31 protein-coding genes are annotated in these 25125 nt (G+C 66.0%); 19 read left to right on the forward strand and 12 right to left on the reverse strand.

Features of this window, described 5'->3' with window-relative positions; genetic code table 11:
• The first annotated feature begins 9 nt into the window (after nucleotides 1-9).
• Both L0962_RS07595 and L0962_RS07600 read left to right on the forward strand, forming a co-directional pair.
• Nucleotides 10-210, forward strand: a complete 201-nt coding sequence (locus tag L0962_RS07595) for a PIN domain-containing protein (RefSeq protein ID WP_234085751.1) — start codon at nucleotides 10-12, stop codon at nucleotides 208-210.
• Between the two features lie 7 nt (nucleotides 211-217).
• A complete protein-coding gene (locus L0962_RS07600; protein ID WP_234085752.1) occupies nucleotides 218-856 on the forward strand; it encodes a YceH family protein in 639 nt (212 codons plus the stop codon).
• Between the two features lie 78 nt (nucleotides 857-934).
• On the opposite strand, the gene L0962_RS07605 is transcribed toward L0962_RS07600, so the two are convergent.
• The 4 genes from L0962_RS07605 to L0962_RS07620 form a co-directional block, all read right to left on the reverse strand.
• Nucleotides 935-1984 (reverse strand): bifunctional nicotinamide-nucleotide adenylyltransferase/Nudix hydroxylase, encoded by a 1050-nt coding sequence (locus L0962_RS07605; RefSeq protein WP_234085753.1) that lies wholly within the window; start codon nucleotides 1982-1984, stop codon nucleotides 935-937.
• A gap of 10 nt (nucleotides 1985-1994) precedes the next feature.
• Entirely contained in the window at nucleotides 1995-3701 is a 1707-nt protein-coding gene (locus L0962_RS07610; protein WP_234085754.1) for an NAD+ synthase, read from the reverse strand.
• Nucleotides 3698-4915: a nicotinate phosphoribosyltransferase gene (gene pncB, locus L0962_RS07615; RefSeq protein ID WP_234085755.1), complete on the reverse strand. Its 1218-nt coding sequence runs from the start codon at nucleotides 4913-4915 to the stop codon at nucleotides 3698-3700. Before pncB ends, L0962_RS07610 begins: the two co-directional genes overlap by 4 nt.
• 91 nt (nucleotides 4916-5006) lie before the next feature.
• Nucleotides 5007-5867, reverse strand: a complete 861-nt coding sequence (locus L0962_RS07620) for a cysteine hydrolase (RefSeq protein WP_234085756.1) — start codon at nucleotides 5865-5867, stop codon at nucleotides 5007-5009.
• Nucleotides 5868-6159: 292 nt separating this feature from the next.
• On the opposite strand from L0962_RS07620, the gene L0962_RS07625 reads away from it, so the two are divergent.
• On the forward strand, nucleotides 6160-6849 hold the full coding sequence (locus L0962_RS07625) for a hypothetical protein (protein ID WP_234085757.1): 690 nt from the start codon (nucleotides 6160-6162) through the stop codon (nucleotides 6847-6849).
• Between the two features lie 190 nt (nucleotides 6850-7039).
• Here the strand turns inward: L0962_RS07625 and L0962_RS07630 are convergent, their stop codons facing one another.
• Both L0962_RS07630 and L0962_RS07635 read right to left on the reverse strand, forming a co-directional pair.
• A complete protein-coding gene (locus L0962_RS07630) occupies nucleotides 7040-7306 on the reverse strand; it encodes a DNA-binding transcriptional regulator (RefSeq protein ID WP_234085758.1) in 267 nt (88 codons plus the stop codon).
• Between the two features lie 4 nt (nucleotides 7307-7310).
• On the reverse strand, nucleotides 7311-7628 hold the full coding sequence (locus L0962_RS07635) for a transcriptional regulator (RefSeq protein WP_234085759.1): 318 nt from the start codon (nucleotides 7626-7628) through the stop codon (nucleotides 7311-7313).
• Between the two features lie 95 nt (nucleotides 7629-7723).
• Between L0962_RS07635 and L0962_RS07640 the strand changes: the two genes are divergently transcribed.
• From L0962_RS07640 to L0962_RS07650, 3 genes are read left to right on the forward strand one after another with little or no spacing between them, the layout of a single operon-like run.
• Complete coding sequence (locus L0962_RS07640) at nucleotides 7724-8470, forward strand: cyclopropane-fatty-acyl-phospholipid synthase family protein (protein WP_234085760.1); 747 nt, start codon at nucleotides 7724-7726, stop codon at nucleotides 8468-8470.
• Nucleotides 8471-8486: 16 nt separating this feature from the next.
• Nucleotides 8487-8879, forward strand: a complete 393-nt coding sequence (locus tag L0962_RS07645; RefSeq protein WP_234085761.1) for a VOC family protein — start codon at nucleotides 8487-8489, stop codon at nucleotides 8877-8879.
• Between the two features lie 12 nt (nucleotides 8880-8891).
• The gene (locus tag L0962_RS07650) at nucleotides 8892-9485 is read left to right on the forward strand and encodes an NAD(P)H-dependent oxidoreductase (RefSeq protein ID WP_234085762.1); all 594 of its coding nucleotides are present in this window, start codon (nucleotides 8892-8894) and stop codon (nucleotides 9483-9485) included.
• On the opposite strand, the gene L0962_RS07655 is transcribed toward L0962_RS07650, so the two are convergent.
• Nucleotides 9482-10192: a nucleotidyl transferase AbiEii/AbiGii toxin family protein gene (locus L0962_RS07655; RefSeq protein WP_234085763.1), complete on the reverse strand. Its 711-nt coding sequence runs from the start codon at nucleotides 10190-10192 to the stop codon at nucleotides 9482-9484. The two genes, L0962_RS07650 and L0962_RS07655, sit on opposite strands and share 4 nt — an antisense overlap.
• Nucleotides 10185-10676 (reverse strand): helix-turn-helix domain-containing protein, encoded by a 492-nt coding sequence (locus L0962_RS07660; protein WP_234085764.1) that lies wholly within the window; start codon nucleotides 10674-10676, stop codon nucleotides 10185-10187. The genes L0962_RS07655 and L0962_RS07660 overlap by 8 nt, the downstream gene beginning before the upstream one ends.
• Nucleotides 10677-10845: 169 nt before the next feature.
• Between L0962_RS07660 and L0962_RS07665 the strand changes: the two genes are divergently transcribed.
• Complete coding sequence (locus L0962_RS07665; RefSeq protein ID WP_234085765.1) at nucleotides 10846-11523, forward strand: NUDIX domain-containing protein; 678 nt, start codon at nucleotides 10846-10848, stop codon at nucleotides 11521-11523.
• Nucleotides 11524-11614: 91 nt separating this feature from the next.
• On the opposite strand, the gene yaaA is transcribed toward L0962_RS07665, so the two are convergent.
• Nucleotides 11615-12388 (reverse strand): peroxide stress protein YaaA, encoded by a 774-nt coding sequence (gene yaaA, locus L0962_RS07670; protein WP_234085766.1) that lies wholly within the window; start codon nucleotides 12386-12388, stop codon nucleotides 11615-11617.
• Between the two features lie 164 nt (nucleotides 12389-12552).
• Here yaaA and L0962_RS07675 point away from each other — a divergent pair, with 164 nt between their 5' ends.
• Genes L0962_RS07675 through L0962_RS07690 form a run of 4 tightly spaced genes read left to right on the forward strand, consistent with a single transcriptional unit; the run spans nucleotide 12553 to nucleotide 17184 of the window.
• Nucleotides 12553-13536, forward strand: coding sequence for an AAA family ATPase (locus tag L0962_RS07675; RefSeq protein WP_234085767.1), 984 nt, complete (start codon nucleotides 12553-12555; stop codon nucleotides 13534-13536).
• A gap of 42 nt (nucleotides 13537-13578) precedes the next feature.
• Nucleotides 13579-14751, forward strand: a complete 1173-nt coding sequence (locus L0962_RS07680) for a DUF2863 family protein (RefSeq protein ID WP_234085768.1) — start codon at nucleotides 13579-13581, stop codon at nucleotides 14749-14751.
• A gap of 10 nt (nucleotides 14752-14761) precedes the next feature.
• On the forward strand, nucleotides 14762-16105 hold the full coding sequence (bioA, locus tag L0962_RS07685; RefSeq protein WP_234085769.1) for an adenosylmethionine--8-amino-7-oxononanoate transaminase: 1344 nt from the start codon (nucleotides 14762-14764) through the stop codon (nucleotides 16103-16105).
• Nucleotides 16102-17184: an FUSC family protein gene (locus tag L0962_RS07690; RefSeq protein WP_234085770.1), complete on the forward strand. Its 1083-nt coding sequence runs from the start codon at nucleotides 16102-16104 to the stop codon at nucleotides 17182-17184. Before bioA ends, L0962_RS07690 begins: the two co-directional genes overlap by 4 nt.
• A 1-nt stretch (nucleotide 17185) precedes the next feature.
• On the opposite strand, the gene L0962_RS07695 is transcribed toward L0962_RS07690, so the two are convergent.
• The gene (locus tag L0962_RS07695) at nucleotides 17186-18613 is read right to left on the reverse strand and encodes a DHA2 family efflux MFS transporter permease subunit (RefSeq protein ID WP_234085771.1); all 1428 of its coding nucleotides are present in this window, start codon (nucleotides 18611-18613) and stop codon (nucleotides 17186-17188) included.
• A 64-nt stretch (nucleotides 18614-18677) separates the two neighbouring features.
• Between L0962_RS07695 and L0962_RS07700 the strand changes: the two genes are divergently transcribed.
• The 5 genes from L0962_RS07700 (at nucleotide 18678) to bioD (ending at nucleotide 22479) form a co-directional block, all read left to right on the forward strand.
• Nucleotides 18678-19115, forward strand: coding sequence for a MarR family winged helix-turn-helix transcriptional regulator (locus L0962_RS07700; protein ID WP_234085772.1), 438 nt, complete (start codon nucleotides 18678-18680; stop codon nucleotides 19113-19115).
• A gap of 73 nt (nucleotides 19116-19188) precedes the next feature.
• The gene (bioF, locus tag L0962_RS07705; protein ID WP_234085773.1) at nucleotides 19189-20361 is read left to right on the forward strand and encodes an 8-amino-7-oxononanoate synthase; all 1173 of its coding nucleotides are present in this window, start codon (nucleotides 19189-19191) and stop codon (nucleotides 20359-20361) included.
• On the forward strand, nucleotides 20358-21065 hold the full coding sequence (locus L0962_RS07710; protein ID WP_234085774.1) for an alpha/beta fold hydrolase: 708 nt from the start codon (nucleotides 20358-20360) through the stop codon (nucleotides 21063-21065). The genes bioF and L0962_RS07710 overlap by 4 nt, the downstream gene beginning before the upstream one ends.
• On the forward strand, nucleotides 21062-21823 hold the full coding sequence (locus L0962_RS07715) for a methyltransferase domain-containing protein (RefSeq protein ID WP_234085775.1): 762 nt from the start codon (nucleotides 21062-21064) through the stop codon (nucleotides 21821-21823). Before L0962_RS07710 ends, L0962_RS07715 begins: the two co-directional genes overlap by 4 nt.
• The gene (gene bioD / locus L0962_RS07720; protein ID WP_234085776.1) at nucleotides 21820-22479 is read left to right on the forward strand and encodes a dethiobiotin synthase; all 660 of its coding nucleotides are present in this window, start codon (nucleotides 21820-21822) and stop codon (nucleotides 22477-22479) included. The genes L0962_RS07715 and bioD overlap by 4 nt, the downstream gene beginning before the upstream one ends.
• Here bioD and L0962_RS07725 read toward each other — a convergent pair.
• Both L0962_RS07725 and L0962_RS07730 read right to left on the reverse strand, forming a co-directional pair.
• Nucleotides 22468-22812: an Hpt domain-containing protein gene (locus L0962_RS07725; protein ID WP_234085777.1), complete on the reverse strand. Its 345-nt coding sequence runs from the start codon at nucleotides 22810-22812 to the stop codon at nucleotides 22468-22470. The two genes, bioD and L0962_RS07725, sit on opposite strands and share 12 nt — an antisense overlap.
• A 2-nt stretch (nucleotides 22813-22814) precedes the next feature.
• Nucleotides 22815-23867 carry an HD domain-containing phosphohydrolase gene (locus tag L0962_RS07730; protein ID WP_234085778.1) on the reverse strand — a complete coding sequence of 351 codons (1053 nt, stop codon included), beginning with the start codon at nucleotides 23865-23867 and terminating at the stop codon, nucleotides 22815-22817.
• A gap of 47 nt (nucleotides 23868-23914) precedes the next feature.
• Here L0962_RS07730 and L0962_RS07735 point away from each other — a divergent pair, with 47 nt between their 5' ends.
• From L0962_RS07735 to L0962_RS07745, 3 genes are read left to right on the forward strand one after another with little or no spacing between them, the layout of a single operon-like run.
• Entirely contained in the window at nucleotides 23915-24523 is a 609-nt protein-coding gene (locus L0962_RS07735) for a septation protein A (RefSeq protein WP_234085779.1), read from the forward strand.
• The gene (locus tag L0962_RS07740; RefSeq protein WP_234085780.1) at nucleotides 24523-24825 is read left to right on the forward strand and encodes a YciI family protein; all 303 of its coding nucleotides are present in this window, start codon (nucleotides 24523-24525) and stop codon (nucleotides 24823-24825) included. The genes L0962_RS07735 and L0962_RS07740 overlap by 1 nt, the downstream gene beginning before the upstream one ends.
• Nucleotides 24825-25094: a BolA family transcriptional regulator gene (locus tag L0962_RS07745; protein ID WP_234085781.1), complete on the forward strand. Its 270-nt coding sequence runs from the start codon at nucleotides 24825-24827 to the stop codon at nucleotides 25092-25094. Before L0962_RS07740 ends, L0962_RS07745 begins: the two co-directional genes overlap by 1 nt.
• Nucleotides 25095-25125: the final 31 nt, after the last annotated feature.

Genomic DNA, 25125 nt, shown 5'->3' on the forward strand with positions numbered 1-25125 from the left:
AATCCGCCCATGCTGCGCTTCGTCCTCGACACCAACGTCGTCCTCGATTTCTGCCACTGGGCCAATGTCGAGGCGGTGCCGATCATGGCCGAGCACTACGCCCGCTACCGTGCGCTGGTCAGCTGCGTTCCCGAAGGCGACGCGCCGCCGCTGCCGCGCTGCAAGGACTGCGGCGACCAGAAGTTCCTCGAACTCGCCACCCACGGCTGAAGCGAACATGACCGATACCCTGCCCCACCTTTCCCTGGCCGAAACCCGCGTCCTCGGCACGCTGGTCGAAAAGCAGCGCACCGTGCCCGACACCTACCCGCTGTCGCTCAACGCGCTGGCCGCCGGCTGCAACCAGAAGACCAGCCGCCAGCCGGTGCTCGAACTCGGCGAAGCGGAAATCCTGCAAGCGCTTGACGGCCTCAAGGACGCGGGGCTGGCGGTCGAAGTCAGCGGCAGCCGCGTCGTCCGTTTCGAGCATCGGCTGGAAAAGGTGCTCGGCGTGCCGACCCAGGCCTCGGCGCTGCTCACCGTGCTGATGCTGCGCGGCCCGCAAACCGCCGGCGAACTGCGCCTGAACTGCGAACGCCTGCACCGCTTCGCCGACATCTCCGCGGTCGAAGCCTTCCTCGAAGAACTCGCCGGCAAGGGGCTGGTCGTCGAACTGCCGCGCCTGCCCGGATCGCGTGAGAATCGCTGGAGCCACCTGTTGAGCGGTCAGCCGACCGTGGAAGCGGCGCCAGCAAGCGGCGGACGCGTCGGCAATCAGGAAATCGACGAACTGAAAAACCGCGTCAGCGCACTGGAAAACGAAGTCGGCGAACTGCGCGCCGAGCTTGCCGCATTGCGGAACGAGCTTGGCGGCTGAACGGAATCTGCATCGCGCCAGCGCCCGCCCCTGATCGAAGCCCCGCCATGCAGCGGGCCGGCAGCGGCGGGACAGACGTCAATCGCTACCCTCACGGTCAACCGGCAAAACCTGCAAAAAATGATTGAGGATCATGAAGTGGTCCTCGAACAACTCGCCTTCCATCGCTGCCAGTTCGCTGACCGGCACCCATTTCGCCGCTGCCGCGTCGTCGGCGCCGGCGACTTCCGGTAGCCGGCTGTCGCCGAGGTCGAACCAGTGGGCGTGGGTGATGGTGCGGCCGCGCTGGCTGCGGTCGGGGTGGTCGAAGACTGCCGTGCCGCGCAGCAGGCCTTCCAGCGTTGCCGGCAGCAGCGCGAAGCCGGTTTCTTCCTGCAGTTCGCGCATCGCCCCCTGCAGGACCCGCTCGCGCGGCTCCAGGAAGCCGCCGGGCAGTGCCCACTGGCCCTTGCCGGGCGGCTGGCCGCGTTCGATCAGCAGCACGTGGCCGGCGGCGGTGACCACCGCGTCGACGGTGATGAACGGCCCGGTGCCCCAGGTTTTTTTGCCCGCTTCAACGCGCGCATGTTCCTCGCGCAGGCCGGCAACAAACGGCAGGTTCAGCCAGCCGGCCAGGTAGTGCACAACGGCGGCCGGCGCCTGTCCGGCGAGCAGCGCCTGCGTCGCGGCGCGGTCCTCGCCCTCGAACAGGATGCGGCGCAGGCTGGTGGCGTTGATTGCGCCGTAGGCCGGCGCCGGCAGCAGCGTCCAGCCGGGGAAGCCGTGCAGGTATTCGCTGGTCGCGTCCTTGGCGTGGCCGATCAGCGCGATGCGCACACCCGGCGCTGCCTGCGCCTGTACCGCGGCGAGCGCCGCCGCCCGCCAGCGGCGTTCGTCGTAGTAGTCGCGCAGCGGCAGGAAGGAAACGCGCGCCTTGCTCGCCTCGTCGAGCGTCAGCGCGATCATGCTCGCCCGTTCTTCCCAACTGAACGGGTTCTTGGCGCTGCGTGCGGCGTGCGCCGAACCGAGCAGGACGATGACCTTCTCCGCGCAGCCCAACGCCTGCGCCAGCAGCGCCGCATGGCCGTTGTGGAAGGGCTGGAAGCGGCCGATGACGACGGCGATGTCGAATTTCTCTTTACTGTTCATGCGCGTTTCCTCAATCGTATTTCGCGGCAATCGGCATCTGCCGGCCGCTGCCGAAGGCGCGGCCGCGCAGGCGCAGGATCGGTGGCGCCTGGCGGCGCTTGTACTCGTTGCGGGCGATCAGCCGGCGGACGCGGGCGATCAGCGCCGGGCCGTCGGGGCCGGCGGCAAGCGTGGCGTAGTCGGCCTGCACGGCGGCACGCTCGGTCGCGCCCAGGCGCTCGCCCTCGATCAGCACTTTCAGGATGGTGTCGAGCACCGGGTAAGGCGGCAGGCTGTCGCTGTCACGCTGGTCGGGCGCCAGTTCGGCCGACGGTTCCTTGGCTATGATCGCCAGCGGGATCAACTCTCGCCCGGCTTCGGCATTGAGGTGGCGGCACAGCTCGAAAACCTCGGTCTTGTAGAGGTCGCCGATCAGGCCGAGGCCGCCGTTGGTGTCGCCGTAGAGCGTGCAGTAGCCGACCGAAATCTCGCTCTTGTTGCCGGTGGTCAGCAGCAGGTGGCCGTAGCGGTTGGAGTACGCCATGAGCACGGTGCCGCGCACGCGCGCCTGCAGGTTTTCCAGCGCCAGGCCGTGCAACGGCTCGCCGAAGGCGGCGGCGAAATCGGCCTCGTACTGGCCGACCAAGGCCTTGATCGGGTGCGTGTACAGCTTGATGCCCAGGTTTTCACACAGCGTCACCGAGTCATCGACGCTGCCGCTGCTGGAAAAGCGCGAGGGCAGCGTCACCGCGACGACGTTCTCCGGCCCCAGCGCCTCGGCGGCGAGCGCCAGGGTCAGCGCCGAGTCGATGCCGCCGGAGGAGCCGACCACCACCTGCTTGAAGCCGCAGCGGCGGGCGTAGTCGCGCAGGCCGAGGACGATCTGCCGGCGGTAAAACTCCATCACCGGCAACCCGGCCGCAACAACCGGCGCCAGCGGCGCGCCGGCGCCGGCGCGGAAGGCGGCGCCGTCCCATTGCAGCGTGACTTGTGCCGCGATGAAACGCGGCGCTTCGAAGACCACGCCCTCGTCCGGCGTCACCGCGAAGGAGGCGCCGTCGTAGACCAGCTGGTCGTGGCCGCCGATCTGGTTCACATAAACCAGCGGCAGCTTGTGGCGGCGGCTGGCGGCGGCGAACAGCGCGTGCCGCTGCTCGCGCTTGCCGATGTTGGACGGGCTGGCGTTGATCGACACGACCAGGTCCGGCGCCGCGTCGGCGAGGCGGCGGAAGGGATTGACCGCGTAATCGGCGCCGTCGTCGTTCCAGCCGTCCTCGCAGATCAGGAAGCCGACCTGGGCACCGCCGACGCGCAGCACGCGGGCGACATCCGGCCCCGGCGCAAAGTGGCGCGATTCGTCGAAGACGTTGTAGGTCGGCAGCAATTGCTTGGCGTAGCTCAGCACCACCGCGCCGTCGCGCAGCACCAGCAGACTGTTGTGCAGACGCTTGCCCGGCCCCGCGCGCCGGGTCGGCGCGCCGACCACCCAGCACAGGCCGGGCGTGGCGCGGCTGGCGGCGGCGAGTTGTTCAAGGCCGGCGTCGACGCGGGCGAGGAAATCCGCTTCGTCGAGCAGGTCGCCCGGCCAGTAGCCGGTCAGCGACAGCTCCGGAAAAATCACCATGCTGGCGCCGTCGACCGCAGCATTTTGCGCAGCGGCGCGCATCAGCGCGACATTGCCGGCGATGTCGCCGACCGTCGGGTTGATCTGGGCCAGCGACAGACGCAGCGCGCTCATGATCCACCGTCCTTTCGTCCGAACACCTGGCGCAGGTAGGCCAGGAAGGTCTGGTCGTCGCACAGCGTCTTGCCCGGCGAGTCGGAGAGCTTGGCCACCGGCTGGCCGTTGCAGGCGACGATCTTCATGACCACGTTGAGCGCGGCAAAGGGCGTGTCGTTGGACAGGTTGGTACCAATGCCGTAGGAGGTCATGACGCGGCCGCGATAACGCCGGAACAGCGCCACGGCGCGCGGCAGATCGAGGCCGTCGGAGAAGACCAGACGCTTGCTGCGCGGGTCGATATGCAGCTTGCGATAGTGCGCCAGCGCCTTCTCCGCCCACTCGACCGGATCGCCGGAATCGTGGCGCAGGCCGTCGAACAGCTTGGCGAAGTAGAGGTCGAAGTCGCCGAGGAAGGCGTCCATGCCGACCACGTCGGTCAGCGCCACGCCGAGGTCGCCGCGGAATTCCTGCACCCAGCCTTCGAGCGCCGCCTTCTGGAAATCGCGCAGGCGGAAGCCGAAGGACTGGTAGGCCTGCAGGTATTCGTGCGCCATGGTGCCGATCGGGGTCAGGCCCATTTCCTTGGCGAAGAGCACGTTCGAGGTGCCGCGGAAATTGACCGGCAGCTCGGCCGCCAGCGTGCGCACCACTTCCTCGTGCCAGGCACCGGAGTAGCGGCGACGCAGGCCGAAATCGAAGAAGACGAAAGGCTCGTCGGCCGAGCACAGCTCCTCGCCCAGGCCGCGGATGAAGTCAATCTTCTCGCGCAGGCGCTGGCGCGCCACCGTCAGCAGGTTTTCATCCACCGGCAGGCGGCGGAAGTACAGCTCATTGACGATGTAGAGCACGAAAATCTCGAAAGCCATCACATGCACCAGCGGCCCGCGCGCGACGATCTCCAGCTTGTCGCCATTGACGCGGGTTTCGATGAAACGGCGCTGGAAGCGGAAGACGGTGAGGAAATCGACGAAATCGCTCTTGATGAAACGCAGGCCGCGCAGATAGGCCAGCTCGTCGTCGGCGAAAGTCAGCGAACAGAGCCGGTCCAGCTCGGCATCCACCGCCGGCTTCAGCTCGGCCAGCGGGAACAGCGGCGTGTTGCGGCAGACGAAGGCGTACTCGGCCTGGGCGCCGGGATGACTGTGCAGCAGCGCCTGCCACATGGTGAACTTGTAGAGGTCGTTTTCCAGCAGGCTGCGGACGACGGGTTGCTGTGCCATGGTGCTCATCTTCCTTCTCCTTCTTCCTGCCGTTGCCGGCCGCCGCAGGTGCGGCTTTCAGCAAAATCCTGCGGTCAACGCCGAAAACGGCACAAATTTTTCAGCAGTTCGCCAACAACTCCGGCAACACCGCCTGCGCCGTACTCAGGCGCAAGCCCCGCTGCCGCATGCTGTCAAGAAATTCGGCGTACTGCGCTTCAAACCCGCCCACCGCGCTCATGCAGTCGGTGAGCAACACCAGCCGCCCAAGTTCGCCGGCTGGCCAGTTCTCCACCACGTGCTCAACGGTGGCCCGCACGCAGTGGCTGCCCGCCTCGCCGGTGAACAACACCACATCGGCCGTCACCAGGCTGGCCAGGAAACCGGCGTTCAACTGGGTATCGGCATCGTCGGCATCCGGCACCTCGGCCTGGATGGCGCTGAAGTGCTCGGTCCACGGATTGCTGCCCTTGAACACCTTGGTCACCACAGCGGCGTTCGCCTCCTCCCAATCGTTGTAGGCGGCGCGCACGGCAGCATGGACGCTGTGGCCCCAGGTGCCGATCTCGCAGTGCACCGGCCAGACCATGTGCACATACCGCCCGGCCGCCTCCAGCGCCTCCAGATAAGCCAGCACGCGCGGCAGCGCCTCAGCCCGGCGCGGCAGGAAACGCCCGGCACGCACATCGGCCGCGCGAATCTGCGTAAATGCCCCGACCGCACTGCCATCGCCCTGCCGCCAGAAGGTCGGATGCGCGATATCGACGCGCTGGTGGGCATCGAGCGTCACCGAAATGTCGCTCAAACCGGCACCGCCGGCACGAATCAACTCCGCCACCCGCCACAAATCCGCATCCGCCCCCGCCACCGGCAAAGCCGGCGCCTGCTGCACGCCGCCAATGACCGGACAATCCTCAGCCGGCAGATCGCAGAAATCGTTCTGCGGATCGATGATGACCAGATGAATACGCTGCTTTGGCATGATCGTTCTCCTTGAGTGCAAGCGCTGGAACGTGCGCTTGGGGGTACTGTAGAGTTGTTAGTTTAATTTTGCAACTAATTAACAAGGGAAAGTTTGGAAGCATCGAGGAGACGTGAAAACGAGAGAGGTTTCGATAGAAGGCACAGACTGTTATGCTGATGAACTGAAGTTGAGCAAAACACATCTTTCGATCTGTAGTACTACCTCCTACCAAAAACGAATCAACAAATTGATATCAAGAGACATTTGTTCTTGTACAGCAAGGTCCCTCTCTTCCCATCAGGTCTTAGCGATGCATTCGACAGAACAGTCCATTGAAGAAGTTGACGACAAAACACTTTCTGCGTTTAGAAATCTTGCAGCTCTCGTAATTGCGCGGTTAATCGGTACCAAGCAGATCAATCCGTCCAAGGTTCGTAGCAAAAAGAAGTTCCGTGAATTAATCAACCAACTCGGCCGTACCGACGATTGGGCCTTTGAAATACATATTGATCATGTTGCGCAAAAGATAAACAGCATTCACATATGCACGGAGAACGGTGATTCGCAGTCAGCCGTAGTGCTTCTACACACCTTGATTGAGAGAGAAGTTAATACAGTAGTGCGCCTATTCCTTCGAATTCGTGGGTTCTCTCACACAGCCATTACTGAATCCATTGGGGGCGTAGATCTGAAGTCAAAGCTTGACGTATTACTTCCTCTTATAGGGGTACAACCTAGCGCCCGTATTCGTCAGTTGGCGTTTGAATCCCAGCGAATACGCAACGCGCTCGTCCACTTCAAGGCAAATCCAATCATCGCTACAGATTTAGGCGAGCGTAAAGGTGATCACGACGTCACGCAGGAAAAGGCTACAGAGTTCTTTCGTCGCAACACCATTTCTGCAATCCGTAAGGAGTTGGAGCCCTTCGTAGACATCTGCGCTTCCCAATGCCCTGAACTGCAAGCTGCACATACATTAATTGAGCGCTTTAAATCCTAGCGAAAAAGGGCGCAAGTCTCCAAAAGCGGCGCAGTGTCGGGGTCAGGTCTTGCAAAAACACATTTCAAATGAACCGCAACAACTGTTTTGAACTTGCAGAATAGGCGTCAACCAGCGATGCCACGGGAATCATAGACATTTGATTTCCCAATTCACTGCGACCATTTGACTGTTCAGACCAACGTTAAATTCACGCAGCCGCCTTGACCGCCTCAGGGTTCTGCGCGGCGATGCGCAGTAGGGTTTTTGCCGCGCCGGATGGTTGCCGCCGGCCCTGTTCCCAATCCTGCAAAGTGCGCACGGAAACCCCAAGTAGCTTGGCGAATTCACTTTGCGACATATTCACCCGGTTGCGCGCTTCGGTTGCGGCCGAGACTTCAACCGTGCAGACCCTGGCGGCCTTGCCGCTTTTCATCTGCCGTACCGATTCCAGCAGATCGTTCTGAAACTGTTCCATGTCCTTATCCATGTTCCACCTCGACTTTCAATTTGGCCAGAAACTCGGCCGGCAGCTTATCGAACTTGGCTTTCGCATAAACGATCAGCAGCCAGATGCGGCCATCCAGCACACTGAAATAAATGACCCGCGCACCGCCGCGCTTGCCCATCCCTATCCCTGCCCGGCTCCATCTCACCTTGCGGCAACCGCCCGAGCCGGGAATCTCATCGCCCGCCGGTGGGTTGGCGGCGATCCACTCGATGAATTCGAGACGCTCGCTTTCCGACCAGATGGCCGCAGCGTAACGCTGGGAAATTTCGGTTTCGGCAACGGTATGCATGGGCAAATCATACGGCAATGCCGTATTTTTTGAAGGTAGAATCGGCGAATAACCCTGCCTCATCTTTTCACCATCCAATCCCATAAGGGCTCCCCTTGGACATCCCCCGAATATTCAACATCACCGAAAGCGCCCACCGCATTCACAATCCGATGACCCCGGACAAGCTCGCCACGCTCGGCGCGGCCTTGCGGCTGGAGGCCGGGGCGCGGGTGCTTGATCTGGGCAGCGGTTCGGGCGAGATGCTGTGCACCTGGGCGCGCGATCATGGCGTCGTCGGCACCGGCGTCGATCTGAGCCAGTTGTTTACCGAGCAGGCGCAGCGCCGGGCGGTGGAACTCGGCGTTGCCGACCGGGTCCGCTTTATCCATGGCGACGCGGCCGGTTTTGTCGCCGACGAACCGGTCGATGTCGCCGCCTGCGTCGGTGCCACCTGGATCGGTGGCGGCGTCGCCGGCACGCTGGAATTGCTGGCGCGCAGCCTGCGACCGGACGGCCTTTTCCTGATCGGCGAGCCCTACTGGCGGCAGTTGCCGCCGACAGAGGCGGTGGCGCTGGGTTGCCTGGCGCATGCGGTGGCCGACTTTCTCACCCTGCCGCAACTGCTCGCGTCCTTCGGCGAACTGGGTTACGACGTGGTCGAAATGGTGTTGGCCGATCAGGACGGCTGGGACCGCTACGAGGCAGCCAAGTGGCTGACCATGCGCCGCTGGCTGGCGGCCAACCCGGACGACGAACTGGCCGGCGAGGTGCGCGCCCAGCTAACGAGCGAACCCGTGCGCTACGCCACCTACACCCGCGAATACCTGGGCTGGGGTGTGTTCGCGCTGATGCAACGCTGAGCGGGATCAATTGACCATGAAATTCGGCTACACCATCGTCTACGTACAGGACGTCAAGGCATCGCTGGCCTTCTTCGAGCGGGCGTTCGGGCTGAAGACGAGCTTCCTCGACGAAGTCGCCGGCTACGGCGAGCTGGACACCGGTGCGACCGCGCTGGCCTTTGCCTCGCACGCGCTGATGGCCGATTTGCTGCCCGGCGGCTATGTTGCCGGCCAGGAAAGCGCGCGGCCGCTGGGCGTCGAGATCGGCCTCTTCGTCGATGACGTGGCGGCCGTGCACCGGCAAGCCCTGGCCTGTGGCGCCATCGAGCTAGCGGCACCGAAACGGACGCCCTGGGGGCAACTGGTTGCCTTCGTCCGCTGCCCGGACGGCACGCTCGTCGAAATCTGCACGCCCACCCAGCGCTGAGCTTTTGCCGCCATGAAATGCCTCGTCGTCATCGCCCATCCCGTCACCGACAGCCTCTGCCACACGCTGGCGCAGTCCGCCATCCAGGCGCTGAGCGAAGCCGGCCACACGGTCGAGATTGAAGACCTCTACGCGACGGCATTCCCGCCCGCGCTGACGACCGCCGAGCGGCAGAGCTACTACGCGCCGTCCTTTGACGCCGCCGCCGTGCAAGCGCAGATCGGACGGCTGCTGGCGGCCGACGCGCTGGTACTGGTCTTCCCCACCTGGTGGTTCGGTTTTCCCGCCATCCTGAAGGGCTGGTTCGACCGCGTCTGGGCACCCGGCGTGGCCTACGACCACGCCGGCGACCTCGGCCCGATCCGCCCCCGGCTGCACAATCTGCGCCACGCGCTGGCGATCACCTCGCTCGGCTCGCCCTGGTGGGTGGATCGCCTGCTGCTGCGCCAGCCGGTCAAACGGGTGCTGAAAACCGCCCTCCTCGGCACCTGCGCGCCAGCCTGCCGCTTTGAAATGCTGTCGCTGTACCAGGCCGAGAAGCTGTCCACCGGGCAGGTCGAGGCTTTTCGCGGACGCATCCGGCGGGTGCTGGGCAAGTGGGTTTAGCGGCGTTCGCTACGCTTCCCCAAGCTGCGTATCCGCTGCCACACCAGGGCTTTCGGCTGATTCATCGCCATCGCCTGCAGGCAACGCTCCAGCCAGCCGTGGCGATCCTTCATGCTGGCGATGGCCTTGCCCAGGTCCTGTTCGATGGCCGGGCCGTAGGCGGTAGCAGCCTTGTCGATGGCCGCCAGGAGCGGTTTGCGCCCAGGCTGCATCATGGCAAGGTCGATCAGGTCGCGGCTGAATACCCCGTCGTCCCGCCAGCGGTCGGAATTGGCCAGCAGCTTGCTGGCCATCATGTCCAGCGGCGTCAATGTAGCGATGCCGCATATTTCGTCTTCCGCCTGCGGAGGCGCCAGGGAAATGCGTGCTTCCAGGACAATCTCAAACTTGATCGGCTGGCCTTCAACCAGCACCTGCGTGCGGATGCCGTACTGGTCCGCCCGGATCTCGCGGGTCTGCATCAGCGGCTGGGCGCCGGGTCGCAGCAGCGCCTGGATGCCGGCCGGGCCATTCAGCAGTTGCCGGAGTTCACGGTAGCTGGCGACATCGGACACCAGAAAGTCGATATCGACCGACTCCCGGTATTCGCCATAACGCAGCGCCATCGCCGTGCCGCCGCCAAACAGGCAATGCCTGTCGCGCAGTAGTTGCGCGTCGAGCGCCGCCAAAATTTGCGCAATGCGCCGGTGATGCGGCCGCTCAAACATTGCGGCGCGCTCCTCCCAAAGCCAGGCGCAGGGCGTCGAGCAGCTGTTGTTCGCGTGGTTCCAGCGCGTCGCTGTCGAGGTGGCGGGCGTTGCGCTCGTAGATGTCGAAAGCCTCCAGCGGCGTCAGTTCGTCAGTGCCCTGCACTTGCCAGGCGAGCAGTTTGAGCTGCGGGTAATCGGCAAGGCGGATGCGTGCCGGAATCCAACCCTGATGATCGGCCTCGACAGCCGTCTTGTTCGCTGTGGCGGGATCGAGCAGCGCCGGCGTCAGGCCGAGGGCGAGCATGGCGTTGAGGTAGGCGCCCATGGTGACTGAGGGTTCGCCGTTCTCGATCCGGTGCAGCGTCACCCGCGACATGCCGGCCGCCTCGGCAGCGGCGGTGGCATTGACGCCCAAGGCTTTGCGCCGGGCGCGAATCTGCTTGCCGAGTTCGGCAAGTCTGGCCTGGGCGGCAAGCGTGAGTTTTGGCGCAGTAGCTGGCATAGTGTTTCCCATTATTTGCAAAATAGACGTTTTGTCAACAATAGGAAACATATTTAGCCTTCCGGTGGATACTGGAATGCTGGCTTGCCTTCTGACACGAGCGCAGCACACGCCTTGCCATCCCCTTTCGCGTTAACATGCGCTTTCTCTTTCCATCCCCCGCCACCCCATGAACGACATCATCTGCACCGTCGACGTCGTCCTGATGACGCTGAAGGACAGCCGCCTGCATGTGGCGCTGTTGAAGCGCGACCATGCGCCGTTTGCCGGCTTGCCGGCGCTGCCGGGCGGTTACATCCGGGCGGCCGAGGATGACGATACGCAGGCGGCGGCGGCGCGCATGTTGCGGGAGAAGACGGGCATCGATAGCCCTTACCTGGAGCAGCTGGCGACCTTTTCCGGGCGCGAACGCGATCCGCGCGGCTGGTCGCTGTCGGTGGCCTATTACGCGCTGGTGCCGCATGCGCTGATCGAGCGCGCCGGCCATCCGGCGGTGACGCTGCTGCCGGTCGACCGGGCGGGCGAGCTGCCTTTCGACCACGCGCGCATCGTCGCGGCGGCGGTGCAGCGGGTGCGCAACAAGAGCAGCTATTCGTCGCTGCCGGTTTACCTGTGCGGCGACAGCTTCACGCTGCCGCAGTTGCAGGCGGTCTATGAGGCCATTCTCGGCGAGCCGATCAACAAGGTCAGCTTCCGCCGCAAGATGGAGGAGCTGGACATGGTCGAGCCGCTGGCCGGCGCCATGGAAACCGGCAAGGCGCACCGACCGGCGCAGTTGTACCGGCTGCGCGACTGTTACAGCGGCAATCTGTCGCTGACCGACCGGGCGCTGAACGCCAAGGGCTGAACGGCCGGTTTTTGGCCGAATCCTGCGGTCGACCGTGAAAATCGGGCAATTCTGCGGTCGACCGCAGAATTCCGGCAATTTCCGGGCAGCCTCAGTCCTGGCGGCGGCGGAACACCCAGCAGGCGTCGTCGGAGGCTTCCGGCGCGAAGGCGTAGCCGTCGCTGTCGAAGGCTTTTAGGCCATCCGGGTCGGTCAGCCGGTTGAGCACGGCGTAGCGCGTCATCAGGCCGCGGGCACGCTTGGCGAAGAAGCTGATGATCTTGTAGCGGCCGTTCTTCCAGTCCTCGAACACCGGCTGGATCAGCCGGCCCTTGAACTTGCGGCCGATGGCGGCCTTGAAATATTCCTCGGAAGCGAGGTTGACCGCGACCGGCTGCGGCATGACGTCGAGTTCGGCGTTGATCGCCTCGAGCAGGGTTTCGCCCCAGAAGGCGTAAAGGTCCTTGCCGGCGCGGTTCTTGAACTTCGTCCCCATTTCCAGCCGGTAGGGCTGCATCAGGTCGAGCGGCTTGAGGATGCCGTAAAGGCCGGACAGGATGCGCACGTGCTGCTGGGCGAAGTCGAGGTCGGCGGCGGAGAGTGTCTTCGCCGACAGGCCATCGTAGACGTCGCCGTCGAAGGCCAGCACGGCCTGCTTGGCGTTGTCCGGGGTGAACGGCAGCGACCAGTCGGCGTAACGGTTGAAGTTGAGCAGCGCCAGCGGATCGGAGAGGTCCATCAGCTGGGCGATGTCGGCTGGCGACAGCGCACGCAACTGCTCGATCAGCGTCTGCGAGCGGTCGAGGAAAGCGGGCTGGGTGCAGGTCGCAACATGCGGCGGCGTCTTGTAGTCGAGCGATTTGGCCGGGGAAAGGAAGATCAGCATGGGCGGATGGCGGAATGGGCGATGCCGGCCATTTTAGCGGAGGCGCCGCCGCTTCGCCGCGCGCCAGGATCGTCCCGCTCCGATCAACCGGAAAAATGCGGCAAACCCACGGTCGACCGCAGCATCTGCTACATTTTCAGGCTGCCACTGCCCGGAGAATCCGCATGAAACCCCGCGACATCGTCCGTTTCCTCGACCAGCACGTCGTCGGCCAGGACGACGCCAAGCGTACGCTGGCCGTTGCCATCTACAGCCACTACCGGCGCCTGACGCTGCCCGAGATGCTGGCGCCGAACAAGGCCAACGTGCTGTTGATCGGCCCGACCGGCACCGGCAAGACGCTGCTGTGCACGACGCTGGCGCGCGCCCTCGACCTGCCGCAGGTGATGGCCGACGCCACGGCGCTGGCCCAGTCGCGCTATGTCGGGGAGGAACTCGACGCGCTGATGGTGCGGCTGATCGAGCGGGCCGGCGGCGATCTGGAAAAGGCCGGACGCGGCATCGTCTTCATCGACGAGATCGACAAGCTGGCGGCCGAGCCGGAACGCGCCGGCGCCGGCCGCGCGGTACAGCATGCGCTGCTCAAGATCATGGAAGGCAGCCTGATCCGGCTGGCCGACGGGCGCACGGTCGATACCCGGCAGATGCTGTTCATCTGCGGCGGCGCCTTCGTCGGCATCGAACGCATCAGGCAGGAACGTCGCGCCTACGGCTTCATCGGCACCTCGCCGGACGACGACCCGCGCATCATCGAACGCCTGAACACCCGGATCAAGCCGACCGACCTCTTCGAATACGGCCTGATTCCCGAATTCACCGGCCGCCTGCCGATCGTCGCACAACTGCACGGCCTCGACCGCACGGCCTTGATCCGCATCATGCAGGAACCGCAGGACAGCCTGTACCGGCAGTTCCAGGCCTTGTTCGCGCTGGACGGCGCAGCGCTCTCGATCGCCCCGCCGGTGTTCGCCCAACTGGCCGACCTGGCGCTCGAATTCAAGGTCGGCGCACGCAGCCTGCGCGGCCTGTTCGAGGAACTGCTCGGCCCGGTGCTGTATGCCTTGCCGGACGAGGCGCCGGGCACGCATTTCCATTTCGATTCCCTGTTCGCCGCGCCAAAAAAGACGAATGCCGGTCAAGCCGGTTAAAATCCGCCTTTCGCCCATTCGATTTTTTCCGGGAAACCATTCATGAAACGTACCCGCTTCGGCTCGCGCGACCGTCTTTCTCGCGACGCGGCAGAACTGCAACGCCTGGCCACCGGCCTGTCGGAATCCGGCGGCAAGCTGGAAGATGCCCACTGGGAAGGCCGCCTCGCCGAAACGGTCGACAGCCTGCTCAAGAACGGCGCCGAAGACGACATCAACATCGCCCTCGACCGGCTGTTCGAAGCCAATCCGCGCGCCCACGACGAACTCGCCGACATGGTCGAATCGCGCGCCGAAACGCAGCGCATCGAGGTCGAGGGCCAGGTCTTCGACATCCTGCTGTTCGCCGCGCCGGTACTGTGCTGGTCGCGCTTCTCGATCGCCGCCTGCCCGCTGCCCAAGAGCACGCTGCAAACGCTGGGCGTGCAACTGGGCGCCCACGTCTTCGGCAGCGAATGCCGGCTGGCGATGGCCGATTTCCTGTTCAGCCCGGACCAGCTGCCGCGCAGCTTCTGCGACACCTGGCAACTGACCCGCGAACTCGGCGAAGCGGCACTGGCCGGCAAGCCGCTGGCGGTCGACACGCGCAATCTGGCGGAAACCAACCGTTTCCTGTCCGACGTGCGCTACCTGATCGGCGCCGTCGCCGTACCGCAAGGCGCCGCCGTCTTCCGCTGGAACGAGAAGGACGGCGACAAGGAAGGCGCGCTGCGCGAATGGACCAAGCAGGGCAACCCCAGCCTCGAACCGCTGCTCGCCGGCTGCGCCTGGGAACCGCTGCTGCCGGACGCCTACCACACCGCCTGCCGCAACGCCGACCGCGCCTCGCGCCCGTACTCGATCAAGGCCTCGGTGGCCTTCCTGCAGACCGCCCTCAGCCTGATGCCGGCCGACATCCGCGCCGTCATCGGCCCGTGCTACGACCGGCGCATGGAGGAATACCGCGTCAGCCTCGGCCCCAAGGACGGCGATGCGGTCTACCACGGCATCGTCTGGCCGCTGCTCGGTGCCGAGGACGAATCGACCGACGCCGCCGGCGAAATCGAAAGCGCGCTGCGTGAAACCGGCGTCAAGGACGTGCGCTTCCTCGACCATCATTTCCCGATGGAATTCTGCGACGACTGCGGCGCGCCGATGTTCCCCAATCCGGACGGCGAACTGGTGCATGCCGAAATGCCGGAACAGGCGGCGCCGACCTCGATGCACCTGCACTGAGGCCGGCACGATGAGCGGCAACGCCGACTGGCTGGCCCGCAGTCAGGCTGCGGTCTGGCATCCCTGCACGCAGATGCGGCATCACGCCGATGCCGCATCGCCGGCCCACCTGCCGCTGATCCCGATCGCCCGCGGCGAAGGGCCGTGGCTGTACGATTTCGACGGCCGGCGCTACCTCGACGGCATCAGTTCGTGGTGGACCAACCTGTTCGGCCACGCCAATCCGCAGATCAATGCCGCCCTGCGCGACCAGCTGGACAGCCTCGAACACGCGATGCTGGCCGGTTTCACGCACCGGCCGGTGGTCGAGCTTTCCGAGCGTCTGTCGGCGTTGACCGCAGGATCGCTCGGCCACGCCTTCTACGCCTCCGACGGCGCCTCGGCCACCGAGATCGCGCTGAAGATGAGCTTCCACTACTGGCGCAACGTCGGCCGCCCGGAAAAGGCGGAATTCCTCTGCCTGGCCGGCAGCTACCACGGCGAAACGGTCGGCGCGCTGGCGGTCACCGACGTGGCCATCTTCAAGGATGCCTACGCGCCGCTGGTTCGCCACGCCGCACAGGTGCTGCCGTCGCCCGATTTCCGCCTGGCCGAGCCGGGCGAACCCCCGGCCGACGTCGCCCGCCGCGCCGCCGCCGGTCTTGCCGACTGGCTGGAGAAGAACGGCGAACGCACTGCCGCGCTGATCGTCGAGCCGCTGGTCCAGGGCGCCGCCGGCATGGCCATGTACGATCCGGAATACCTGCGTCTGGCCCGCCAGCTGTGCGACCAGTACGAGGTGCATCTGATCTGCGACGAAATCGCCGTCGGCTTCGGCCGTACCGGCAGCTTCTTCGCGCACGAGCAAGCGGCCATCCGGCCCGACCTGATGTGCCTGTCGAAAGGCATTTCCGGCGGCTACCTGCCGCTGTCGGTGGTACTGAGCAGCGACACCATCTACGCCGCTTTCCTCGACGATTCGGTGGCCCGCGCCTTCCTGCATTCGCATTCCTACACCGGCAATCCGCTGGCCTGCCGGGCGGCGCTGGCGACGCTGGACATTTTCGAGCGCAACGACGTTATTGCGGTCAACCGGCCCAAAGCGCAAAAAATCGCCGAGCGGCTGGCGCCGCTGGCCGGACATCCGCAAGTCCGCCACCTGCGCCAGCGCGGCATGATCGCCGCCTTCGACGTGGCCACCGACGACCCATACTTCTCCCGCCGCTTCTACCGTGCCGCGCTCGACGCCGGCGCGCTGCTCCGGCCGATCGGCAACACCGTCTACCTGATGCCGCCCTACGTCATCGACGAGGCCGGCATCGAGCACCTGGCAATGGCCATCGAACGCGGCCTGGACGCCGCCCTGGCAGCATGAAACCGACGGCCGGCCAGCGGCTACGGCAACGTCTGGCGGAAGAATACCGGCACCTGACCCGGCTTACCGCCAGCGACCGCCGCTGGCCGATGCCGTTCGCGGCAGCATTGTCTTCCGGCCTGCCGCTGCTCGTCGGCGCCGGCTTCGGACACCTCGACTACGGCCTGATCTCGTCGCTCGGCGGCATGGTCTTCCTGTCGCTGCCGGAAACCGCGCTGCACCACCGCATGCTGACGCTGATGGCCTGCGTCTTTGCGATGATCGCCAGCTTCACGCTGGGTGTGATCAGCCATCTCTTTCCGCCGGCGATGGTGCCGGCCCTGAGTTTCGTCGCCATCGTCGTGACGATGACCTGCCGCTATTACCACCTCGGCCCGCCCGGCGGCTTCTTTTTCATTCTGGCGGCTTCGGTTGGCGCGCACATGCCGGGCGATGTGCTCGGCATACCGCTCAAGGTCGGCCTGCTGACCATGGGCTGCCTGCTCGCCGCGCTGATCGCCTTCGCCTACAGTTTACTGGTCCTGCGCACCGGGCCGGCGCGCCCGATTCCGCCGCGACCGGCGCCGGATTTCGATTTCGTGGTCGTCGACGCGGTGATCATCGGCAGTTTCGTCGGCCTGTCGCTGGCCCTCGCCCAGTTGCTGCAACTGGATCAACCCTACTGGGTACCGATCTCCTGCCTGGCGGTCATCCAGGGCATGTCGCTGCGCGCCGTGTGGACCAAGCAGATCCACCGCATCGCCGGCACGACGGTCGGCCTGCTGCTGGCCTGGGCGCTGCTCAGCCTGCCGCTCGACGCGTGGCGCATCGCCTTCGTGATGATCGTGCTGGCCTTTGTCATCGAAACCCTGGTCGTCCGCCATTACGCGCTCGCCGCCATTTTCATCACGCCGCTGACGCTGCTGCTGGCCGAAGCCGCCCGCCTCGGCGAAACACCGGTTGCCATGCTGATCCACGCCCGTTTCTGGGACACCGTGCTGGGCAGCCTGGTCGGGCTGGCCGGCGGCATCTGCCTGCACAGCCCGCACCTTCACGCCTTGCTCGGCACCCCTTTGCGCCGACTGCTGACCGGCCGCTGAATCACGCCACCGGCAGCGTATCGCGGCGCATGGCCAGTGCGGCGACCAGCGCCAGCACGAAGATCGCGGCGAGCAGCGCAAAGCCTTCTGCATAAGCTGCCGAGCTGCCGCTGGCCAGCCCCTGGTAAACGCTCAGCCGCCACTCGACGAAAACTGCGGCGATGGCGATGCCGAGCACGCCGCCGACCTGGCGCGTGTAGCTGAACACGGTCGACGACTGACCGAGTTGATGCGCCGGCAGATTGCGTAGGCTGGCCAGGCTGAGCGCCGGCAGGATCATGCCGAGGCCGACCCGCCCGAGGATGGTGACGGCAATCAGCATGGCGTAGCTCACCCCGGCGCCGAACACTGCCAGCAGCGCAAAGGACAGCCCGAACAGCAACAGGCCGCTTGCCGTCACCCATTGCGCCGGCAAGCGGTCGGCCAGCCGACCGGCAATCGGAATGGTCGCCGCCAGCGCGATGCCGGACGGCAACAGCGTGGCCCCGGCCTGTCCGGCGCCGTAACCCAGCGCATCCTGCAGGAAGACCGGAATCAGGTAGGTCGACGCGTACAGGCCGAAACCGTAGGAAAAGGAAACGACGCAGCCGAGCGAGAAATTGCGCTGACCGAACACCTGCAGGCTGATGATTGGCGCCGCATTGCGCCGCGCATGGCGAACGAACAGCAGCAAGGCTGCGGCGGCAATGGCAAAGCTCGCCCAGGTTCGCAGCGAACCCAGCCCGCTGTGGTGCAGGGCCGCCGTGGATTCGACCAGCAGCAGCGTCGCACCGGTCAGCAGGCACAGGCCGATCCAGTCGAAAGATTGCCGCGCCTTTGGCGCGGCGGCCGGCAACAGACGCAAGCCGAGCAGGCCAGCGCCCAGGCAGACCGGCAGGCTGACCAGGAACACCGCCGGCCAGCCGAAATGATCGAGCAGGCTGCCCGACAGCGCCGGGGCGACCGCCGGCGCCAGCACGATACCGAAACCGAGCATGCCCGACGCCTTGCCCTGCTGGCCGGCCGGGAACAGACGCATCACCGCCAGCGGCCCGAGCGGCTGCAGGCAGCCGGCAGCCGCCCCCTGGACGATGCGCGCGGCAACCAGTTGGGAAAAACTTTCCGTCAGGCTGCCGGCCAGGCTGGCCAGCGCCAGCAGCGTCACCGCCCCGAGAAACAGCCGGCGGAAGCCGAGCCGGTCGAGCAACCACGGTGTCGGCAACATGGCCACGGTCATCGCCCCCATGAACCCGGTGATCGCCCACTGCACCTGATCCTGGCCGAGCGCGAAATGACGCCCGAGCGCCGGAATGGCGACATTGAAGCTGGTCGTCGACAAGACCCCGGCGATCGTGCCGAGACCGACCACCAGCAGCACCAGCGATTTATAGCGCTCGCCATGCCGGGCAAGCAGTTCGTCGGACGAGCGGGCGCGGAAGAAATGGGACATATGGACAAAAGGGAGACTTGGCGCGATCATGTTAGCAACAAAATAATTAGCATGCTAATAATTAATGAACGCAGATCATCATCAATTCGCCGCCCTGCTGCACCGCGCCGCGGCCCTGTGGCGCATCCGCCTCGACGAGCGACTTCGTCCCTGGGGCATGACGCAATCCACCTGGCGCGCGCTATGGGCCTTGCACCAGGCCGAGGAACGCTACGATCAGAGCCGGCTGGCAGTCCGCCTGGGCATCGAGACGCCGACGCTGGTCGGCCTGCTCGACCGCATGGAAAAGCGCGGCCTGGTACGCCGCGAAGCCGATCCGCAGGACCGGCGCCGCAAGTATCTGGCGATCACGCCGCAAGGCCTGGCGCTGGCCGAGGAAATCGAAGGCGAAGTCCTGGCCACCCGCGCCCGGATGCTCGAAGGCGTCGATCCGGCCGACCTCGATGCCGGCATCCGGCTGTGCCGACAGTTGCTGAGCAACGCCGGGAATAGCGGCGAATGAGGGCCGGCTTGCCAATCCGCCGCCATCGCCCTAGCATGCCGCTCCCGCCCGACTGCCTTTTGCGCTCCGGATCATGACTCCCTCTCTCGAATCGTCGCTCGCCGCCGAACTGGCCGAGCTCAGTGCCGCCGGCCTGCGCCGCCGCCGGCGGGTGCTCGACGCCCCCTGCGGGCGGATGGCTGCGGTCGACGGCCGCCAGCGGCTAAATTTCGCCAGCAACGACTATCTCGGCCTGGCCGGCGATTCGGCGCTGGCCCGTGCAATGGCCGATGGCGCCCTCGCCTGGGGGGCCGGCAGCGGCGCCGCCCACCTGGTCAGCGGCCACTTGGCGCCGCATGACGCACTGGAACGGGAGATCGCGGCATTCACCGGCTTTGCCCGGGCGCTCACCTTCTCGACCGGCTACCTGGCCAATCTGGCGGTGACGCCGACGCTGGCCGGCCGTGGCGACGCGGTGTTCGCCGACAAGCTCAACCACGCCTCGCTGATCGACGCGATGCAACTGGCCAAGGCCGGCGGCGCCGACACCCAGCGTTATCCGCACAACGACGTCGCCGCGCTCGACCGGCTGCTTGCCGCCAGCCGCGCCCGACGCAAGCTGATCGTCACCGACACGGTGTTCAGCATGGACGGCGATCTGGCCCCGCTGCCGCTGCTCCTCGAACTGGCCGAACGCCACGATGCCTGGCTGGTCATCGACGACGCCCACGGCTTCGGCGTGCTCGGCCCGCAGGGACGCGGCAACCTGGCGCATTTCGGCCTGCCGGCATCGCCGCGCATCGTCCTGATGGGCACGCTGGGCAAGGCCGCCGGCGTCGGTGGCGCCTTTGTTGCCGGCTCGGAAACCGTCATCGACTATCTGCTCAACCGCGGCCGCAGCTATATCTTCACCACGGCCGCACCGCCGGCGGTAGCCTGCGCGCTGTCGGCCAGCCTCCGACTGATCGGCGACGGCGACGCACGCCGCCGCCAGCTGTTCGCCAACATCGCCCGCCTGCGCGACGGCGCCGCCGGCCTGCCGTGGACGCTGCCGGCCTCGCCGACCGCCATCCAGCCGCTGATCGTCGGCGACAATGCGGCCACCCTGGCGCTGTCGCAGGCGCTCTGGGAACGCGACCTGTGGGTGCCGGCGATCCGCCCGCCGACAGTGCCCAAGGGCACGGCCCGCTTGCGCATCTCGCTGTCCGCGGCGCATACGGCCGACGACATCGACCGGCTGCTGGCCGCGCTGAAGGAATTGACATGAGTCGCCCGATCTTCCTGCCCGGCTGGTGCCTCGGCCGCGGCCCGCTGCAGCCTGCGGTCGACGCCCTTGGCGGTACGTTTTTCGATCTGCCCGGCTATCGCGACACACCACCGCAAAGCAGCTTCGACGCCGCCGTGGCCGACTTCGCCCGGCGCCTGCCGGTGGGCAGCACGCTGGCCGGCTGGTCGCTCGGCGCACAACTGGCGCTGGCCGTCGCCGCACGCCATCCGGACAAGGTCGGCCGCCTGCTGCTGATCGCCGGTACCGCCTCCTTCGTCCAGCGCGACGGCTGGCCGGATGCCATGCCGCCGGCGACGCTCGCCGAATTCACGCAGCACATGCTGGCCGATCCGGAAGCCTTGCTGCCGCGCTTCGTCGGCGGCTTCAACCGAGGCGACGCCCAGGCCCGGACGGTCACCCGCAGCCTGCTGGAAATGGCCGATCCGCGACCGTCGACCGCAACTCTCGGCGACGGCCTGAGCTGGTTGCGCGAGGTCGACCTGCGCCCCGAACTGGCCGCGGTCACCGCGCCCGTATTGCTGGTCCACGGCGCCGCCGATCCGCTGATGCCGCTCGCCGCCGCCGAAGCGCTGGCGGCGGCGCTGCCGACCGCCCGCCTGGCGCCCCTGGCCGACTGCGCACACGCTCCTTTCCTGTCGCGCCCCGACGACTTCCTCGCCGTCGTGCGTCCCTTCCTGGCATGAGCAGACCGGCCAAGACCCGCATCCGCCAGTCCTTCGAGCGTGCCGCGCCAAGCTACGACGCGGCCGCCGAGGTACAGCGGCGGATCTGCGCGCAACTGGCCGGCGGCCTGCCGGCGCAAGCCCCGGCACGCTGGCTCGATGCCGGTTGCGGCACCGGTCATGCGCTTGGCCTGCTCGGCCACCGCTATCCGGACAGTTGCGCCATCGCCCTCGACCTGGCCGGCGCCATGCTCGCCCGCATCGCGCCGCCCTGCGTGCGCATCGCCGGCGATCTGGAAGCCCTGCCGCTGGCCGATGCCAGCCTCGACCTGTACTGGTCCAGCCTGGCCGTCCAGTGGTGCGATCTGCCGCGCGCGCTCGCCGAGGCGGCACGCGTCCTGCGCGGCGGCGGCGCCTTGCGGCTGGCCAGCCTGGGGCCGGCCACCTTCCATGAACTGCGCACGGCCTTTGCCGGCATCGACGACTATCGCCATACGCTGGCCTTCCACGACGCTGCGCAGATCGCCCGGCTGGCCGGCGAGGCCGGGTTTTCCGGCGTGCGGCTGCGGTCGACCGTGGAAATCGCCCATTTTCCCGATCTGCACGCCCTGTTGCGCTCGGTCAAGGCCGTCGGCGCCAACCAGCTCGGTGCCGGCCGGCGCACCGGCCTGATGGGCCGCCGCGCGCTGGCCCGCGTCGAAGCGGCCTACGAGGCATTGCGCACGCCGGCCGGCCTGCCGCTGAGTTACGACGTGATCCTTCTGGAGGCGACGCGATGAACCGCGCCTATTTCATCACCGGCACCGATACCGAAGTCGGCAAGACCTTCGTCACCTGCGCGCTGCTGCACCGCGCCCGCGCCGCCGGCCTGCGCGCCGCCGGCATCAAGGCGCTGGCGGCCGGCACCGACGAAAACGGCATCAACGACGATGTCGACCGCATCCGTCGCGCCGCCGACGTGGCGCTGCCCGACAACATCCTGAATCCCTACTGCTTCGCGCCCGCCATCGCGCCGCACATCGCCGCCGCCGAAGCCGGCGTGCACATCGACTTCGCACGCATCGCCGACGCCGTGGCCGTGGCCCGGCCGCAGGCCGATCTGCTGCTGGTCGAAGGTGCCGGCGGTTTTCGCATTCCGCTGGGCGTCGACCGCGACAGCGCCGATCTTGCGGTCCACCTGGGTTTGCCGGTGATTCTGGTCGTCGGCATGCGCCTGGGTTGCCTCAACCACGCGCTGCTCACCGCCGAGGCCATCCTGGCGCGGCAACTGCCGCTGGCCGGCTGGGTGGCCAACACGATCGATCCCGGGATGTCGCGTTTTGCCGAGAATCTGGCCAGCCTGCGACAGTCGCTGCCGGCCCCCTGCCTCGGCGTCGCTCCCCACCGGCCGGACGATCCGGCAGCAGCGGCGGATGCGCTCGTGCTACCGGCCTAACTCGCGTTCGAGTACCACCGCCACGTCGCGCAGGCGCTCGACCAGATGCGCTGCCGCATCGACCGCGCCGTCCACCCGGCCTTCCTTGGCGCGACGTTCCAGCACCAGCGCTTCGGCACTGCCGGCGTCGTCGGATACCGTGGCGAACAGGCTCTTCAGGGTATGCGCCTCGCGCTGCAGGCGAACCGGATCGCCGCTGGCGGCGGCGGCCTCGATCGCCGCACAGTTGTTGTCGATGTCCTGCAGGAAAACGTCGAGCATCATCAGATAGATATCCTCGTCGCCCCCCAGGCGTTCGAGAATGGCCGGCTTGTCGATGGCGAATGGCGTCATGGTCAGATATCCGGAATTTCTTCGTCGCGGAACTGCTGGCGGATGTCCAGAACATCCTCCCAGCCGGCCAGGAAAGCCTCGACGCACAACGGATCGAAATGCCGGCCGCGCCCTTCTTCGAGCAATCGGCAGGCATCGTCGAGCGACCAGGCTTTCTTGTAGGGGCGTTCCGAAGTCAGCGCATCGAACACGTCGGCCACCGCGACGATCCGGCCGAACAGCGGAATGGCCGTGCCTTTGAGACCTTTCGGGTAACCGCTGCCGTCGTACTTCTCGTGATGGGTCAGCGCCACCTCGGCACCCGCCTGCATGATCTCGGAACCGCTGTCCTTGAGCAGTTCGTGGCCGATCACTGCGTGCCGTTTCATGACCTCGAATTCCTCGGGATTCAGGCGTCCGGGCTTGAGCAGTATGTAGTCGGGAATGCCGATCTTGCCGACATCGTGCATCGGCGCCGCCTGCAGGATCAGCTTGCATTTCTCGTCGTCCAGCCCGAGGCCACGGGCAATGATCAGCGAATAATGCGCCATGCGCTGGATGTGGGCGCCGGTTTCCGGATCGCGGAACTCGGCCGCCCGCGAGATGCGGAAGATCAGCTCACGTTCGCGTTCGCGGATTTCGCGCGTCCGCTCGTCGACCATCTCGGCCAGGTAGGCGGCGCGGTCGGCGAGGAACTTCTGACCGACGCGCAGGCTCAGCATGTTGCGCACGCGGGCGGAAAACTCGACGCGGTCGATCGGTTTGGTCAGGAAATCGTTGGCGCCGCCGAGCAGCGCCTCGTAGCGGATGTCCTTCTGGTCGTTGGCGGTGATCATCAGCACCGGCAGTTCGTCGCGCCCGTGCAGCGCACGGAAGGCGGCGATGAACTTCAGCCCGTCCATGTCCGGCATCATGTAATCGACGATGACCAGATCGGGCTCGTGATCGCGGCACCAGGCCAGCGCCTTGACCGGATTCTCGAAGAGGACGGGTTCGCAATCACCGAGCTTGAGCACCAGCGCCTTGATCAGGGTCAGGTTGATGTCGCTGTCGTCGATGATCAGGACTTGATGCATGGCGGTGAAAACGGTGTTGGACAGTGCCGAGTATATAATGCGCCGCCATGAAACTCCTGTTCGACCTTTTCCCGGTCATCCTCTTCTTCGCCGCGTTCAAGTATGCCGAACGCGCCCCCGAAACCGCCGCCGACTGGGTTGCCTCGCTGCTCGGCGGCGCCAGCGTCGCCACCGCCCAGGCGCCGATCCTGCTGGCGACGATCGTCGTCATCGTCGCCACCGTCGCCCAGATCGTCTGGGTTCGGCTGCGCCACGGCCGGGTGGACAAGATGCTGTGGATCAGCCTGGTCCTCGTTGTCGTCTTCGGCGGCATGACGCTGATCTTCCAGAACGAAGCCTTCATCAAATGGAAGCCGACCATCCTCTACTGGGTGTTCGCCGGCAGCCTGGCCTTCGCCTCGCTGGTGCTGAAGAAAAATCCGATCCGCTCGATGCTCGGTGAGCAGCTCAAGCTGCCCGAGCCAGTCTGGTCCCGCGTGAACCTGTCCTGGATCGGCTTCTTCGCCGTCATGGGCATCATCAACCTGATCGTCGCCTTCAATTTCTCGACCGACGCCTGGGTCAATTTCAAACTGTTCGGCGGCATGGGCCTGATGCTCGCCTTCGTGCTGGCGCAAGGTGCGCTGCTGTCGAAGTACGTGGAGGAAGACAAGTAATGCTGTACATCATCATCGGCGAAGACCGTGCCGGTTCGCTCGACCAGCGCCTGGCCACCCGCCCGGCCCATCTCGAACGTCTGCACGCATTGCAGGCCGAAGGCCGCCTGCTGCTGGCCGGTCCCTGCCCGGCCATCGATTCGCCCGATCCCGGCCCGGCCGGTTTCAGCGGCAGCCTGATCGTCGCCGAATTCGCCTCGCTGGCGGCCGCCCGCGCCTGGGCCGATGCCGACCCCTACGTGGCGGCCGGCGTTTACGAAAAAGTCACAGTCAAGCCGTTCAAGAAAGCCTTGCCCGCCTGATGCCGGACACCACCGTCGCCCTGCTCGAAGCCCGTCTGCTGGCGCTCGACCCGCTGACCCTGATCATCGAGGACGATTCGCACCTGCATGCCGGCCATGCCGGCGCCCGGGGCGGCGGTCACTATCGCGTCGATATCGTGGCGCAGGCTTTCGCCGGCAAGAATACCGTCACCCGGCACCGCATGGTCTATGCCGCCGCCGGCGATCTGATGCGCGAACGCGTGCATGCGTTGAGCATTCGTGCCTGGGCGCCCGGCGAAGACGTATAATTTTCTTTCGTTTCCCCCTCAACAGGACATC

The sequence above is a fragment of the Azonexus sp. R2A61 genome, from assembly GCF_021401135.1.
GTDB lineage: Bacteria > Pseudomonadota > Gammaproteobacteria > Burkholderiales > Rhodocyclaceae > Azonexus.